This window comes from Burkholderia sp. L-4, assembly GCF_056856535.1.
Genome location: NZ_JBXEOX010000001.1, coordinates 2,310,278 through 2,324,275, shown reverse-complemented (window position 1 = coordinate 2,324,275; position 13,998 = coordinate 2,310,278). Strand labels below are relative to the sequence as shown.

General features: G+C 68.1%; 13 protein-coding genes. 6 read left to right on the top strand and 7 right to left on the bottom strand.

The window, feature by feature from the left end; translation table 11 throughout:
* Nucleotides 1-101: 101 nt before the first annotated feature.
* On the bottom strand, nt 102-1,694 hold the full coding sequence (aceB, locus tag AC1VVG_RS10765; protein WP_482835614.1) for a malate synthase A: 1,593 nt from the start codon (nt 1,692-1,694) through the stop codon (nt 102-104).
* A 67-nt stretch (nt 1,695-1,761) separates the two neighbouring features.
* Nucleotides 1,762-2,523: a haloacid dehalogenase type II gene (locus AC1VVG_RS10760; protein ID WP_034188876.1), complete on the bottom strand. Its 762-nt coding sequence runs from the start codon at nt 2,521-2,523 to the stop codon at nt 1,762-1,764.
* Between the two features lie 154 nt (nt 2,524-2,677).
* Between AC1VVG_RS10760 and AC1VVG_RS10755 the strand changes: the two genes are divergently transcribed.
* Both AC1VVG_RS10755 and AC1VVG_RS10750 read left to right on the top strand, forming a co-directional pair.
* Nucleotides 2,678-3,613, top strand: coding sequence for a LysR family transcriptional regulator (locus AC1VVG_RS10755; protein ID WP_482835613.1), 936 nt, complete (start codon nt 2,678-2,680; stop codon nt 3,611-3,613).
* Nucleotides 3,614-3,742: 129 nt separating this feature from the next.
* Nucleotides 3,743-4,177, top strand: a complete 435-nt coding sequence (locus AC1VVG_RS10750; protein WP_034188874.1) for a universal stress protein — start codon at nt 3,743-3,745, stop codon at nt 4,175-4,177.
* A 204-nt stretch (nt 4,178-4,381) separates the two neighbouring features.
* Here the strand turns inward: AC1VVG_RS10750 and aceA are convergent, their stop codons facing one another.
* The 3 genes from aceA to AC1VVG_RS10735 form a co-directional block, all read right to left on the bottom strand.
* Entirely contained in the window at nt 4,382-5,689 is a 1,308-nt protein-coding gene (gene aceA, locus AC1VVG_RS10745) for an isocitrate lyase (RefSeq protein ID WP_124610100.1), read from the bottom strand.
* 396 nt (nt 5,690-6,085) lie between these two features.
* Nucleotides 6,086-7,636, bottom strand: coding sequence for a DEAD/DEAH box helicase (locus tag AC1VVG_RS10740; RefSeq protein ID WP_034188872.1), 1,551 nt, complete (start codon nt 7,634-7,636; stop codon nt 6,086-6,088).
* 361 nt (nt 7,637-7,997) lie between these two features.
* A complete protein-coding gene (locus AC1VVG_RS10735) occupies nt 7,998-8,267 on the bottom strand; it encodes an acyl-CoA-binding protein (protein WP_034188871.1) in 270 nt (89 codons plus the stop codon).
* 147 nt (nt 8,268-8,414) lie between these two features.
* On the opposite strand from AC1VVG_RS10735, the gene tsaB reads away from it, so the two are divergent.
* The 4 genes from tsaB to AC1VVG_RS10715 are packed head-to-tail and all read left to right on the top strand — an operon-like array spanning nt 8,415 to nt 11,617.
* The gene (tsaB, locus tag AC1VVG_RS10730; protein WP_482835612.1) at nt 8,415-9,182 is read left to right on the top strand and encodes a tRNA (adenosine(37)-N6)-threonylcarbamoyltransferase complex dimerization subunit type 1 TsaB; all 768 of its coding nucleotides are present in this window, start codon (nt 8,415-8,417) and stop codon (nt 9,180-9,182) included.
* On the top strand, nt 9,179-9,679 hold the full coding sequence (gene rimI / locus AC1VVG_RS10725) for a ribosomal protein S18-alanine N-acetyltransferase (protein ID WP_034188869.1): 501 nt from the start codon (nt 9,179-9,181) through the stop codon (nt 9,677-9,679). Before tsaB ends, rimI begins: the two co-directional genes overlap by 4 nt.
* Nucleotides 9,666-10,658, top strand: coding sequence for a uracil-DNA glycosylase (locus AC1VVG_RS10720; protein WP_482835611.1), 993 nt, complete (start codon nt 9,666-9,668; stop codon nt 10,656-10,658). The genes rimI and AC1VVG_RS10720 overlap by 14 nt, the downstream gene beginning before the upstream one ends.
* On the top strand, nt 10,655-11,617 hold the full coding sequence (locus AC1VVG_RS10715; protein WP_124610097.1) for a DUF1853 family protein: 963 nt from the start codon (nt 10,655-10,657) through the stop codon (nt 11,615-11,617). The genes AC1VVG_RS10720 and AC1VVG_RS10715 overlap by 4 nt, the downstream gene beginning before the upstream one ends.
* An 18-nt stretch (nt 11,618-11,635) precedes the next feature.
* Here AC1VVG_RS10715 and thiD read toward each other — a convergent pair whose 3' ends face one another.
* Together thiD and lplT are read right to left on the bottom strand one after the other, a co-directional pair.
* Nucleotides 11,636-12,445: a bifunctional hydroxymethylpyrimidine kinase/phosphomethylpyrimidine kinase gene (gene thiD, locus AC1VVG_RS10710; RefSeq protein WP_482835610.1), complete on the bottom strand. Its 810-nt coding sequence runs from the start codon at nt 12,443-12,445 to the stop codon at nt 11,636-11,638.
* Between the two features lie 58 nt (nt 12,446-12,503).
* A complete protein-coding gene (gene lplT / locus AC1VVG_RS10705; protein WP_034188865.1) occupies nt 12,504-13,811 on the bottom strand; it encodes a lysophospholipid transporter LplT in 1,308 nt (435 codons plus the stop codon).
* Nucleotides 13,812-13,998: the final 187 nt, after the last annotated feature.

The window sequence follows — 13,998 nt, the reverse complement described above, 5'->3', positions numbered from 1 at the left end:
CGCGTCAAATGAAAAAGCGCCCCGCGGGGCGCTTTTTTGCGGTCATCGCAGGGGACGGGCGGCGACGCGTGGCCGGCCGCCGGTCGCTGCGTGTCGCGACGTCAGATTTCCTCGTACAGCGGCAGCGTCAGGAATTCGGTGAAGCCTTCCGACGTCGACATCTGTTCGAAGATGGCCGCGGCGCGCTCGTACGGCTGCGTGTTGCCGCCGACCGAGCGCTTGACGTTGTCGAGCTCGATCTTCGCGAATGCGCGCACGAGCTCGGCCGTGACCTTGCGGCCGTCGTCGAGCACGCCCTTCGGCGAGCGGATCCACTGCCACACCTGCGAGCGGGAGATCTCGGCCGTGGCCGCGTCTTCCATCAGGTTGTGGATCGGCACGCAGCCGTTGCCGTCGAGCCATGCACCGAGGTAGTGGATGCCGACGTTGATGTTGTTGCGCAAGCCGGCCTCGGTGATCGGCGCTTCCGGCTGGAAGTCGAGCAGGTTGCTGCCTTCGACCTGCACGTCGTCGCGCTGCTTCGCGATCTGGTTCGGCCGGTCGCCGAGCACCTTGACGAACTCTTCCATCGCGATCGGCACGAGGCCGGGGTGCGCCACCCAGCCGCCGTCGTAGCCGTCGGTCGCGTCGCGCTGCTTGTCCGAGCGCACGCCGCCCATCGCCTTGTCGTTCGCTTCCGGATCGTTCTTGATCGGGATCAGCGCGCTCATCCCGCCGATCGCCGGCGCGTTGCGCTTGTGGCAGGTCTTCAGCAGCAGCAGCGCGTACGCGCGCATGAACGGCACCGTCATCGTGATCTTCGAACGGTCCGCGAGGCAGAAGTCACGGTCGTTCTTGAATTTCTTGATCGCCGAGAAGATGTAGTCCCAGCGGCCGGCGTTCAGCCCCGAGCTGTGTTCGCGCAGTTCGAACAGGATCTCGTCCATCTCGAACGCGGCAAGGATCGTCTCGATCAGCACCGTCGCGCGGATCGTGCCGCGCGGCACGCCGACCGCTTCCTGCGCGGCGACGAAGATGTCGTTCCACAGGCGCGCCTCGAGATGGCTTTCCATCTTCGGCAGGTAGAAGTACGGGCCCGAGCCGCGCGCGATCAGTTCCTTCGCGTTGTGGAACAGGAACAGCGCGAAATCGAAGATGCCGCCGGACACGCGCTGGCCGTCGACCGTCACGTGCTTCTCGTCGAGGTGCCAGCCGCGCGGACGCACGATCAGCGTCGCGACCTTGTCGTTCAGCCGGTACGACTTGCCGTTCTGCTCGAGCGAGATCGTGCGGCGCACCGCGTCCTTCAGGTTGATCTGGCCGTCGATCTGGTTGGTCCAGCTCGGCGCATTCGAGTCCTCGAAGTCCGTCATGTACGAATCGGCGCCCGAGTTCAGCGCGTTGATGATCATCTTGCGCTCGACGGGCCCCGTGATCTCGACACGGCGGCATTGCAGGTCGGCCGGCAGCGGCGCGACCTTCCAGTCGCCTTCGCGGATCGACTTCGTTTCGGCCAGGAAGTCGGGGCGCTCGCCCGCGTCGAGGCGTTTGGTGCGCTCGACGCGCGCCTGCAGCAGCGTCTGGCGACGCGGTTCGAACGCGCGGTGCAGCGCGGCGACGAGTTCCAGTGCCGCGGGCGTCAGGATCGCTTCGTAACCCGGCTTGATTTCGCCGGTGATCGTCATGCCTTGCGGCAGCGTGATCGGGGTGCTCATGAGTCTCATCTCCTTGGTCGGTCAGTTGCGGTTTCGGTGAAGGGGGAAGGCGGCAGCGCCGCGAACGTCATGCGCCCGGGCCGGGGCGCGTGCGGTTTGCGGGCCTGCCGGACGGAGCCGGGGCGGCGAGGAAGGCGAGCAGATCGGCCATGCCGGTGCCCGTGCCGTCGGGCGGCGCGCCGAGTTCCTCGGCGGGCGCGCCCGTACGGTTGAGCCAGAACGTCGTGTAGCCGAACCAGACGGCACCGGCGACGTCCCACGCGTTCGACGACACGAACACGATGCCGCGCGGGTTCGACCCGAACGCGGCGGTGCCGAGCGCGTAGGCGGCCGGACTCGGCTTGTACGCACGCGCCGTGTCGGCCGACAGCACGCGATCGAACAGTCCGGACATGCCGGCGCTCTTGATCGCGATGTCGAGCATCTGCGGGGTGCCGTTCGACAGGATCCCGAGCGGCGGGCGCGGTTCGAGCGCGCGCAGCTTGCGCAGCGCGGGCACGGTGTCGGGATAGGTGGACAGGCACGCGTATTCGTCCATCAGCCGCTTCTCGGCCGCGCTGTTCAGCGCCAGGCCGAGCCGGCGCGCGGCGAAGCGCAGCGCGTCGAGCGTGATGTCCCGGAACGGGCGATAGCGCGCACCGCCCGGATCGGCGAGCGTGCGCAGTTGCGAGTATTCGATTTGCTTGCGTCGCCACAGCTGCGACAACCGTTCCCCGTGTCCGGGAAACATCTGCTCCGCCGCGGCCAGGACCGCGCGCACGTCGAACAACGTGCCGAATGCGTCGAAGAGGATGGCGTCGGGAGAGGAGAGTGTCGTTGTGGCCGACATAGCCTTGCGCTCCAGTTTCAGAGGTCGGATCGATTCTATTCGTGATCGTATGGTCTAAAAAAGACGCTATTCATCACTTGATCTTTTACTTTCATATACCTAATCTTGAGCGGCTCAAGCTATTTGACGGACGGCGGTGCCGTCCTCGCGACTCATGGACCGGTTCAAGCAGATCGAAACGTTCGCCGCGGTCGCGGCGAAGGGCAGCCTGTCGGCGGCCGCGCACGCGGAAGGGGTCGCGCCGGCGATCATCGGCCGCCGCCTCGACGCGCTCGAGGAGCGGCTCGGCGTGAAGCTGCTGGTGCGCACCACGCGCAAGCTCACGCTGACGTTCGAAGGCTCGGCGTTTCTCGAGGATTGCCAGCGGATCATCAACGACATGCAGAACGCGGAGGCGAGCGTGTCGGCCGGCGGCGTCAAGGCGAGCGGCCACCTGCGGATTTCCGCGCCGGCCGGCTTCGGCCGGCGGCACGTCGCGCCGCTCGTGCCCGAATTCAGCGTCGGGCATCCGGACGTATCGGTCACGCTCGACTTGTCCGACCGGATGGTCGACCTCGTCAACGAGGGGTTCGATTGCGCGGTGCGGCTCGGCGAGCTGCCCGATTCGTCGCTCGTGTCGCTGAAGCTCGGCAAGAACCGCCGCGTCTGCGTCGCGTCTCCCGCCTATCTGGCGCGGCGCGGCACGCCGGTCACGCTCGCGGAGCTGGCACGGCACAACTGCCTCGCGCTCGCGGCGAACGCGAACCAGCAGCGCGGCTGGACGTTCCAGGAGGGCAACAAGGTCGTGTCGATCCGCGTGAACGGCACGATGGAATGCTCGGACGGCGCGGTGCTGCACGAGTGGTGCCTCGAAGGTTACGGCCTGGCATGGCGTTCGTGGTGGGAGGTCGGCGACGACATCGCGGCCGGCCGGCTCGTCAGCGTGCTCGACGCGTTTGCCGCGCCGCCGATCGGCATCCACGCGGTGTTTCCGCAGCGCCGTCATCTGCCGCTGCGCGTGCGCCTGTTTCTCGATTACCTGAAGCACACGTACGAGCAGCCCGGTTATTGGGGCGAGCAGGCGGCGCGCGCCCGCGCGTTTCCGATATGAGGGCGAACCCGCTGCCGGTGCCGGTCGAGCGATTTCGCGCACTACAATCGTAGGAGGCATCTCCGATGCGTCGCGGCCGGTCCCGCTGGGCTCGCGGCGCGCGGCGTGCGATTGACGAAGGAGGGCGCGATGTTCCGGCACATCCTCGTTCCAACCGACGGTTCCGAACTGTCGCAGAAGGCGATCGACGGCGCGATCGACCTGGCGCGCGCGGTCGGCGCGCGCGTGACGGCCTACGCGTGCCTGCCGCAGTACCCGTACTCGCCGTTTTCCGAAGTGATCATCGAACCGCCCGCCGATTTCCGCGCGCGCAGCGAGCGCGAGGCACGCGCGCATCTCGGCGAGGTCGAAGCGGCCGCGCGGGCGGCCGGTGTCGTCTGCGACACGTGGACGAGCGTGCATCCGTCGCCGTATCTCGGCATCATCGAGGCGGCCGAACGCGGCGGTTGCGACGTGATCTTCATGGCGTCCCACGGACGCCGCGGGCTCGGCAGCCTGCTGATCGGCAGCGAGACGCAGCGCGTGCTGACCCATACGAAAATTCCGGTGATCGTTTATCGGTAGGGCGGTGCCGCCCTCGGCCGGGCGGCCAGCGTCGCAAAAAAGGGCGCGCCGGACGAAGCCGGCGCGCATCGTTGCAGGCGGCCCGCAGGCCGCGCGGCCGGTCGCGCGATTCGCATCGCGCGCCTGCCGTCTCCTCCCTGATTGTTGTCCGGTGGCCGGCGCCGCGCCGTGACGAGGCGCGCCCCGGCGCGGCGTTTGCGCGTGTTACGCGACCTTCTTGCCGTCGAAGAACTGTTCGTCCTCGGTCGAGCCGTGCAGCGCGGTCGTCGACGCTTCGCGCTCGACCGTCTGCGTCACCGCGTCGAAGTAGCCGGTGCCGACTTCGCGTTGATGCTTGACGGCCGTGAAGCCCTTGTCGGCGGCCGCGAACTCGGCCTGCTGCAATTCGACGAACGCGCTCATCTGCGTGCGGGCATAGCCGTGCGCGAGGTTGAACATCGAGTAGTTCAGCGCGTGGAAGCCGGCCAGCGTGATGAACTGGAACTTGTAGCCCATCGCACCGAGTTCCTTCTGGAACTTCGCGATCGTCGCGTCGTCGAGGTTCTTCTTCCAGTTGAACGACGGCGAGCAGTTGTACGACAGCAGCTTGCCCGGGAACTGCTTGTGGATCGCTTCCGCGAACTTCTTCGCGTACTCGAGATCCGGCTTGCCGGTTTCGCACCAGATCAGGTCGGCGTACGGCGCGTACGCGAGGCCGCGCGAGATCGCCTGCCCGAGGCCCGGCTTGGTGCGGAAGAAGCCCTCCACCGTGCGCTCGCCGGTCAGGAACGGCTTGTCGTTGTCGTCGACGTCGGACGTGATCAGGTCGGCCGCTTCCGCGTCGGTACGCGCGACCAGCACGGTCGGCGTGCCCATCACGTCGGCCGCGAGACGCGCGGCCGACAGCTTCGCGACGGCTTCGCGCGTCGGCACCAGCACCTTGCCGCCCATGTGGCCGCACTTCTTCACCGACGCGAGCTGGTCCTCGAAGTGGACGCCCGATGCGCCGGCCTCGATCATCGCCTTCATCAGCTCGAACGCGTTCAGCACGCCGCCGAAACCGGCTTCCGCGTCGGCGACGATCGGTGCGAAGAAGTCGACATAACCTTCGTCGCCCGGGTTCTTGCCTTCCGACCACTGGATCTGGTCGGCGCGCGTCAGCGTGTTGTTGATGCGCTTCACGACGAGCGGCACCGAGTTCGCCGGGTACAGCGACTGGTCCGGGTACATTTCTCCCGCGACGTTCGCATCGCCGGCCACTTGCCAGCCGGACAGGTAGATGGCCTTCAGGCCGGCCTTCACCTGCTGCATCGCCTGGTTGCCGGTCAGCGCGCCGAGCGCGTTGACGAACGGTTCGTTGTTGATGAGGCCCCACAGCTTTTCCGCGCCGCGCTTGGCCAGCGTGTGCTCGATCGGGACCGAGCCGCGCAGGCGGACGACGTCCTCCGCCGAGTAGCCGCGCTTGATGCCCTTCCAGCGCGGATCGGTTTCCCATTGCTTCTGCAGTTCCAGTGCCTGTTGCTGACGCGACATGATGAGCTCCTTGATGCGGTGTATTGCCGAATGCGCCGAATCTGACGGTCGTGATGCGGTTCGCGAAGCGGGGCGCGTGCCATTCCGTTTCGTGAAGTCTTGTATAAGAGTCTAGGCAAATCGGCAGGCGCGAAACAGGGGGCTTTGCACGGGATCGGGTAAATTTTTAACCGTTTTAAATCAACGATTTATATTTATCATTTCGAGATAAGAAATGCTCTTTCCCATCCCGCAATCGCACCGGTTGTGCCGTGCAACATGATTTTTTACGACGCAAAAAAATTTTTCGCATCGTGAAATGTCGGGCGAGGCGAAAAAAACCGGCGCAGGTGCGCCGGTCGGCTGGACGGGTGGGGCCCATCCATGGGGCGGCGGCGAGGCGCCGCCCGTGCGTGCTTACGACGCGGAGTTGCTGCGGCGCGGGCCGCCGCTGCGCTGGCCGTCGCGACGCGGGCCGCCGTCACGGCTGCCACCCGGCTTGCCGCTCCAGCCGCCGCCATTGCCGCCGCCGTAGCTGCGGCCGCCGCTGCCGTTGCCGGCGTAACCGCCGCCCGGCTTGCCGCCGAAGCGACGCCCGCCGCCGTTACCGCCGCCCGGACGGCCGCGGCCGCCGGTGCCGCCGTTGCGCGGGGGCGCCTTGCGCGGCTCGAACCCTTCGATCACGTTGACCGGCAGCGGCGAGCGCACGAAGCGCTCGATGCGCTTGAGCGCGCCTTGCTCGGCGTGGTGCACGAGGCTCACTGCCGTGCCCGAACGGCCTGCGCGGCCGGTACGGCCGATACGGTGAACGTAATCTTCCGCGAATTTCGGCAGGTCGTAGTTGAACACGTGCGTGATGCCCGGGATGTCGATGCCGCGTGCCGCGACGTCGGTGGCCACCAGCACGCGCACGCGGCGCTCGCGCAGCGCACGGATCGTGCGGTTGCGCGCGCCCTGCGGCAGGTCGCCGTGCAGCGCGGCCGATTCGAAGCCTGCATCGGCAAGACGGCCGGCGAGCTGGTCGGCGTCGATCTTGGTCGCCGTGAAGATGATGGCCTGGTCGAGTGCGTCGTCGCGCAGCAGGTGATCGAGCAGGCGATCCTTGTGGTCGCGGTCGTCGACGTAGTGCACGGTCTGCGCGATGTTGGCGCGCGACTCGAGGCGCTGCTGGATCTCGATGCGTTCCGGATCCTTCAGCAGGCGGCTCGTCAGCGAACCGATCTTGCCGTCGAGCGTGGCCGAGAACAGCATCGTCTGGCGCGACGCGGGCGTGGCGTCGACGATCGTTTCGATGTCTTCGATGAAGCCCATGTCGAGCATGCGGTCGGCTTCGTCGAGCACGAGCATCTTCAGTTCGGACAGGTCGATACGGCCGCGCTCGAGGTGATCGAGCAGACGGCCCGGCGTGGCGACCAGGATTTCTGGGTTCTTCGCGAGCAGCATCAGCTGCTGGCCGTAGGCGACGCCGCCGAGGATGCTGACCGTGCGCAGGCGCTTCAGGTGCTTGCCGTACGTCGATGCGGCCGTGGTGACCTGCATCGCGAGTTCGCGGGTCGGCGTCAGCACGAGCAGGCCCGGGCGCGCGACGGGTTGCGGGCGGCGCGCACGGCGGTCGCCCTGGTTCGGTTCACGCGGCGCGCGCGGTTGCTGCGCCAGCGTCTTCTGGAGCTGCGCGAAACGTTCGATCGCGGGCAGCATGAATGCGGCGGTCTTGCCCGAACCGGTCGGGCTCGACACCAGCAGGTCGCGGCCGGCGATGCCGGCCGGAATCGCGCGCTGCTGGACCGGCGTCGGCTTCACGTAGCCGGCGGCCTGCAGCGCGGAGACGATCTCCGGCGACAACCCGAGCGACGCGAAGCTCGGCTCGTCCGACGCCGGTTCGACCGCGGCCGGTGCGGCGGCGTCGTCGAGACCGAGCGCCTGGTCGGCGATCGCGTTGAGCGGGCTGGAGTTGATGCTCGAAGTCATAACAATCCTTGAAACACAGTGGGTGAAACGTCGGCGCCAATCGCGCATACCCAAGTCGTCGGATTCAGCGAGCAAATCGGGAAACGGGTGCAATCCGCCGAACCGTCGGCGGATGAGGCATTAGAAGCTGTTTTGGGTGCGGCGCGCTTCAGGAGCGGGGCCGCCAGCCTGATAAGTGACGACCGCGAAGGTCGAAGCAGGAGGGGACAGGTTCTAAACCGGATTGGAGCTTAACGCTACGAGGCGTCTGGCCGGAACGGCTTGCGAGCCGAGCGCGGGAGGTGACGCAGCCAGCATTATAAAGATATTTGCTGCGCTGCGCCACTGATTTGATTGCCTATTGCGGCGGCGGGCGATCCGCTCAGGAAGCCGTGCCGTTTTTCAGCGATTCGACGAGTTCGACGTACTGCTGCTTTGCCGCATCCGGCGACGTGCCCTTCAGCGCGTCCCACGCGTCGTACTTGTATTTGCCGACGATGTCGGTGAAGCCGGGCTTGTCGCCATGCGCATCGCCGTCGGTGGCCTGCTTGAACAGCGCGTAGAGGCGCAGCAGGGTCAGGTTGCCCGGGCGTTCGGTCAGTTGCTTGACATCGATCTGGGCCTGGTCGAATTGGGCGGCGAGTTCGCTCATCGGGTGTCTCCGTAAGGGTTTCAGATCGGGCGATCTTAACAAGCGGACCGCCGCGCGGGGTCGAGCGATCCTTCCAAACCGCCGCCGCTGCCGCGTATGCGCACGGATCGGTCCCGATCGCCCGTGGGAGCGGGGCGCCGCATTACAATGTCGGCCATGACGCAAACAGTGCTCCTCGCCATCGATACGTCGACCGAATACTGCTCGGTCGCGCTGCTGCGCTCGGCCCATGCCGATGACGCCGTTTCCTCCCCGCAAACCTGGGTCCGCCACGAACCGACGGGCGCCGTGTCGAGCACGCGCGTGCTGCCGGCGATCCAGGAACTCTTCGCCGAATCGGGGCTGACGCTCGCCGATTGCGACGCGATCGCGTTCGGCGCGGGCCCCGGCTCGTTCACGGGCCTGCGCACCGCGACCGGCATCACGCAAGGCCTCGCGTTCGGCGGCGGGCTGCCGGTCGTGCCGATCGGCACGCTGCTCGCGTGCGCCGAGCACGCGCGGCTGCGCGCACCCGGCACGACCCGCGTGCTGGCCGCGCTGGATGCGCGGATGGATGAGGCCTACTGGGCCGATTTCGAATGGGACGCCGCCGCCGGCGACTGGCGCACGCTGCATCCGGCTTCGCTCGATGCGCCGGGTGCCGTCGGTGTGCCCGACGCGCCGTTCACGCTCGCGGGCAACGCGGCCGCCGCGTTCGGCGCGCAGTTGCCGGCCGCGGCGCGTGTGGCCGTGATCGACGGCGACGCGATGCCGCATGCGCTGGCCGTCGCGCATGCCGCGCTGCGCGCCTTCCGCGCCGGGCGGGTGGTGCCGGCCGATCAGGCCGCGCCGGAATACGTACGTGACAAGGTCGCGCAGACGACTGCCGAGCGCGTCGCGGCACGGGCCGCGCAGACGGGCGGAGCGAAGGGATGACAGGGGTTTTGCTGAGCGACCGCTATCTCACGCCGATGACGGACGCCGATCTCGACGAGGTCGTCGCGATCGAGCACGTCGCGTACGAATTCCCGTGGAGCCGCGGCAACTTCGAGGATTCGTTGCGCAACGGCTACCTGGGCGTGTGCCTGCGGCACGTGACGGGGACGCTCGTCGGCTATTGCGTGCTGATGCCCGTGATCGACGAGATGCACCTGCTGAACCTGTGCGTCGCGCCGGCCGCGCAGCACGCGGGCGCGGGCCTTGCGCTGCTGCGCGAGGCCGTGCGCATTGCGCGCGCGGAGCGGCTCGACGGGGTGCTGCTCGAGGTGCGGCCGTCCAATCCGCGTGCGATTCATCTGTACGAACGGTTCGGCTTCGTGACGATCGGCCGCCGCAAGAACTACTATCCGGCGAAGCATCGCAGCCGGGAGGACGCGATCGTGATGCGTCTGACGCTGAACAAGGACGAGGGGAACGCGCATGGCATGGGCTGAAGCGGCGCTCGAGGAACTGGGCCTCGCGCAGATCTGGGTGCGACGCGGGCAGCGCGCGGATAACGGTGCGGCGGCCGAAGCGCCCGTTCTTGCGCAAGCCGGGGCGGACGACGGGGTGTCCGCCGCCGCGGCCGAGCGGCCGGGACGCATGGCGCGCCCGCCGGTACAAGACGATGCGTCGCCTGCAGCGGTAAGCGCAGACGATGCTGCACCGGCGCGCCGTGTTGCCGCGGGCGATCGCGCGCCCGCGCCGGTTGCCTCGGCCGACACGATCCCGCCGATGGACGACGTGCCGCCCGCCGGCGCCGACGATTTCGCTTGGTTCGACGCGGCGCCGCCGGGCGATCCCGCGCCGGTGGCCGAAGCGCCCCCCGCCGGCCCGTCGGTCGCCGCCCTCGACTGGGAGGCGCTGGCCGCGCGCGTGGCCGACTGCACGCTGTGCCGGCTGTGCGAGAAGCGGACCAACACGGTGTTCGGCGTCGGCGACCGCGAAGCCGACTGGATGCTGATCGGTGAAGCGCCGGGCGAAAACGAGGACAAGCAGGGCGAGCCGTTCGTCGGCCAGGCCGGCAAGCTGCTCGACAACATGCTGCAGTCGCTGTCCCTCAAGCGTGGCGACAACGTGTACATCGCGAACGTGATCAAGTGCCGCCCGCCCGGCAACCGCAACCCGGAGCCGGACGAGGTCGCCAGCTGCGAGCCTTATCTGCAGCGCCAGGTCGCGCTCGTGAAGCCGAAGCTGATCGTCGCGCTCGGCCGTTTCGCCGCGCAGACGCTGCTGAAGACGGACGCGAGCATCGCGTCGCTGCGCGGCCGCGTGCATGCCTACGAAGGCGTGCCGGTGATCGTCACCTATCACCCGGCGTACCTGTTGCGCAGCCTGCAGGACAAGTCGAAGGCGTGGGCCGACCTGTGCCTTGCGCGCGACACGTTCCAGCGTACGGAAGGCGCCGACGCGAGCGGGCCGGCCGGGCAATGACGACCGGCGCGGCGTACGCATTCGTCGATACGCTGCGCGATACCGCGGTTCGCGATCTCGGCTGGCTGCTGGCCAGCCCGAGCCTGCTGACCGCGGTGCCGGGCGCGCCGCTTGCGCGGCCGTGGCCGGATGCGGCCGGGCGAGCGGCCGTCGAAGCGTGGCTCGCCGCGCTCGATGCGCAGCCCGAGCCGCTGCATCGCGCGCTCGATGGGTTCCGGCCGACCCGGCTCGGCCGTTACGCGGAATGCCTGCTCGAATACTTCCTCACGCACGGCCCGTCGCTGCGGCTGGTCGCGGCCAATCTCCCGCTGCGCAGCAACGGCAGGACGCTCGGCGAAGTCGATTTCCTCGTCGACGCGCCGGACGGGCAGCGCCTGCATTGGGAACTCGCGGTGAAGTGCTATCTGTGCGCACCGGTGCACGATGGCGCGACGCTCGCCGATTTCGTCGGCCCCAATCTCGTCGACCGGTTCGACCGCAAGCGCGGCCGGTTGCTCGATCACCAGTTGCGGCTCGGCGAACACGACGGGTTCGCGCGGCTCGGCTATGGCGCGCCGTCCGACGCGCAGATGTTCATCAAGGGCTGGCTGTTCTATCCGCACGGCGCGCCGTTGCCGCCGGTTTCAGCGGAAATCGCGCCGGATCATCCGCGTGGATTCTGGCTGACGCACGCGCAGTGGCGGGCGTGGGCGGCCGCGCAGCGTGCCGGTCTCGCGTGGAGTGTATTGCCGCGGCTGGCGTGGCTCGCGCCGCGGCGGGTTGCCGCCGATGCCGGCTTCGAACCCGAACCGCTGGCGGCGGCCCTGGAACTGCCGCCCGTGCTGACGCGCGAGGCGCCCTCATTGATCGGCATCCATGAAAAGGGCAGCGACGGCACGTGGCGCGAAACGGCGCGCGGCTTCGTCGTGCCCGACGACTGGCCGGCGCGTGCGCGGGCGTTCGCCGCGCAGGATCACTGACGCCGCGTCAGCGGGCCCTTACCACCAGCGATGAAAGTGATGGACGGGGCCGACGCCGCGGCCGACGTCGAGGTGCCCGCTCGCGGCGATCGCGCCGGTCAGGTAGGCCTTGGCTTCACGCACCGCGCTTTCGAGGTCGGGCTGCTGCGGCAGCAGTGCGGCGATCGCCGACGACAGCGTGCAGCCGGTGCCGTGCGTGTTGCTGACCGGCACGCGCGCGCCGTCGAGCCGCACGGCGCGCGCCGCCTCGACGAGCCAGTCGGGGCTCGCGGACGCGTCGGGCAGGTGACCGCCTTTCATCAGCACCGCGCGCGCGCCCGTTTGCAGCAACGCGTGGCCTTGCCGGACCATGTCGTCCTCGGTGGTGGCGGGCGCATCGCCCAGCAGCGCGGCCGCTTCGGGCAGGTTCGGCGTGACGACCGTCGCGAGCGGCAGCAGCGCGTCGCGCAGCGCATCGACTGCATCGGGCGCGAGCAGCGCGTGCGAACTCTTCGAGATCATCACCGTGTCGAGCACGACGAAGCGCGGCGCGTAACGCCGCAGCGCGTCGGCGACCGCGTGGACGATCGCCGCGTTCGCGAGCATGCCGATCTTGACCGCATCGATGCGGATGTCGTCGAACACCGCGTCGAGCTGCGCGGTGACGAATGCGGCGTCCGGCGCGTGTACCCCCGTCACGCCGCGCGTGTTCTGCGCGGTCAGCGCGGTGATCACGCTCGCGCCGTACGCGCCGAGCGCGGAAAAGGTCTTCAGGTCGGCCTGGATGCCTGCGCCGCCGCCCGAATCGGAGCCGGCGATCGTCAGGAGGTTGGGTATCGGGTGCGTCATGAGGGCAGCGCGCCGGTTCGAAGACCGGCGCCGGCGGACGGAAACGGGAAGTGTAGCGTCAGTGCCGCGATTCGCCGATCAGCGCGACCGAGTCGAACTGACGCTGGTTCGCCTGGTGGCGGCGCATCACGAGCCACATCGTCAGGCAGACGAACGTGCCGAACAGCACGATCACGACGCCGACCGGCACGTCGAGCCACACGAGTACCGCGTACAGGCACAGCATCACGAGCACCGACAGGTTCTCGTTGAAGTTCTGCACCGCGATCGAGTGGCCGGCCGACAGCAGCACGTGGCCGCGATGCTGCAGCAGCGCGTTCATCGGCACGACGAAGTAGCCCGACAGCGCGCCGACGCCGATCAGGAAGAGATACGCGATGATCAGGTAGACGGGCATGCGCAGGTGGCCGACGTGCACGGCCCAGTGCGCCGGGAACAGGTCGCGCGTGTAGAACGCCATCAGCATCACCGCGATGCCCATGATGATGCCGACGGGCAGCACGGTCAGCGACTTCTTCAGCGGGATCCGGGCGGCGGCGGCGATCGCGCCGGCCGCGACGCCGACCGCGACCACGGCCTGCAGGATCGCGCCTTCCGACAGCGACATGCCGAGCGATACCTCGGCCCACTTCAGCACGATGAACTGCAGCGTCGCGCCCGCGCCCCAGAACAGCGTCGTGACGGCCAGCGAGATCTGCCCGAGCTTGTCGCGCCACAGCACCATGAAGCAGTCGGCGAAATCCGTGAGGAGCTTGACCGGGCCGCGTTCCTGCTTCGGGTAGCGGGCGCCCGTGTCGGGAATGCGCAGGTTGAACAGCGCGGCGACCACGTAGATCGCCATGATGATCGCCATCGCCGCTTCGGCGGGCGTGCCGATCCAGGCGGGCGTGTGCGCGATCACGTGCGAGGCGATGTGCGGGCTGATCAGCGCGCCGCCGAGCACGGTGCCGAGGATGATCGAGCTGACGGTCGTGCCTTCGATCCAGCCGTTCGCGGCGACCAGCCGGTCGGCCGGCAGCAGCTCGGTGAGAATCCCGTATTTGGCGGGCGAGTAGGCGGCCGCGCCGAAGCCGACGATCCCGTACGCGATCAGCGGATGGGCGCCGAGCAGCATGATCAGGCAGCCGATCACCTTGATCGAGTTCGTGATGAACATCACGCGGCCCTTCGGGCGCGAATCCGCGAACGCACCGACATACGCCGCCAGCACCACGTACGACAACACGAAGAACAGCTTCAGCAGCGGTGTCATCCAGTTGGGGGCGTGGAGGTCTTTCAGCAGGGCGATGGCGGCGATGAGGAGCGCATTGTCGGCCAGCGACGAGAAAAACTGCGCGGCCATGATGGTGTAAAAACCTTTTTTCATCTGATGCGATGCTTTCGTCGCTGCGGCAGGGCCGCGTAGGCCGCCTGGTATGCGATCGGCTTATTCCGTTCGAAATGGGTTGTGCGCACGGCTTTATAACATGAAAATACGCCAATTCGGACTAGCAAGATTCCCCGATCGTTCCGCAAATTGTCGGCTTCGGTGCTCAAAAGGCGCGGTAAGCTGA

What these genes read in the sequence shown, in the direction of transcription:
- aceB (WP_482835614.1), bottom strand. Translation starts at nt 1,694, where the DNA reads ATGAGCACCCCGATCACGCTGCCGCAAGGCATGACGATCACCGGCGAA.
- AC1VVG_RS10760 (WP_034188876.1), bottom strand. Translation starts at nt 2,523, where the DNA reads ATGTCGGCCACAACGACACTCTCCTCTCCCGACGCCATCCTCTTCGAC.
- AC1VVG_RS10755 (WP_482835613.1), top strand. Translation starts at nt 2,678, where the DNA reads ATGGACCGGTTCAAGCAGATCGAAACGTTCGCCGCGGTCGCGGCGAAG.
- AC1VVG_RS10750 (WP_034188874.1), top strand. Translation starts at nt 3,743, where the DNA reads ATGTTCCGGCACATCCTCGTTCCAACCGACGGTTCCGAACTGTCGCAG.
- aceA (WP_124610100.1), bottom strand. Translation starts at nt 5,689, where the DNA reads ATGTCGCGTCAGCAACAGGCACTGGAACTGCAGAAGCAATGGGAAACC.
- AC1VVG_RS10740 (WP_034188872.1), bottom strand. Translation starts at nt 7,636, where the DNA reads ATGACTTCGAGCATCAACTCCAGCCCGCTCAACGCGATCGCCGACCAG.
- AC1VVG_RS10735 (WP_034188871.1), bottom strand. Translation starts at nt 8,267, where the DNA reads ATGAGCGAACTCGCCGCCCAATTCGACCAGGCCCAGATCGATGTCAAG.
- tsaB (WP_482835612.1), top strand. Translation starts at nt 8,415, where the DNA reads ATGTCGGCCATGACGCAAACAGTGCTCCTCGCCATCGATACGTCGACC.
- rimI (WP_034188869.1), top strand. Translation starts at nt 9,179, where the DNA reads ATGACAGGGGTTTTGCTGAGCGACCGCTATCTCACGCCGATGACGGAC.
- AC1VVG_RS10720 (WP_482835611.1), top strand. Translation starts at nt 9,666, where the DNA reads ATGGCATGGGCTGAAGCGGCGCTCGAGGAACTGGGCCTCGCGCAGATC.
- AC1VVG_RS10715 (WP_124610097.1), top strand. Translation starts at nt 10,655, where the DNA reads ATGACGACCGGCGCGGCGTACGCATTCGTCGATACGCTGCGCGATACC.
- thiD (WP_482835610.1), bottom strand. Translation starts at nt 12,445, where the DNA reads ATGACGCACCCGATACCCAACCTCCTGACGATCGCCGGCTCCGATTCG.
- lplT (WP_034188865.1), bottom strand. Translation starts at nt 13,811, where the DNA reads ATGAAAAAAGGTTTTTACACCATCATGGCCGCGCAGTTTTTCTCGTCG.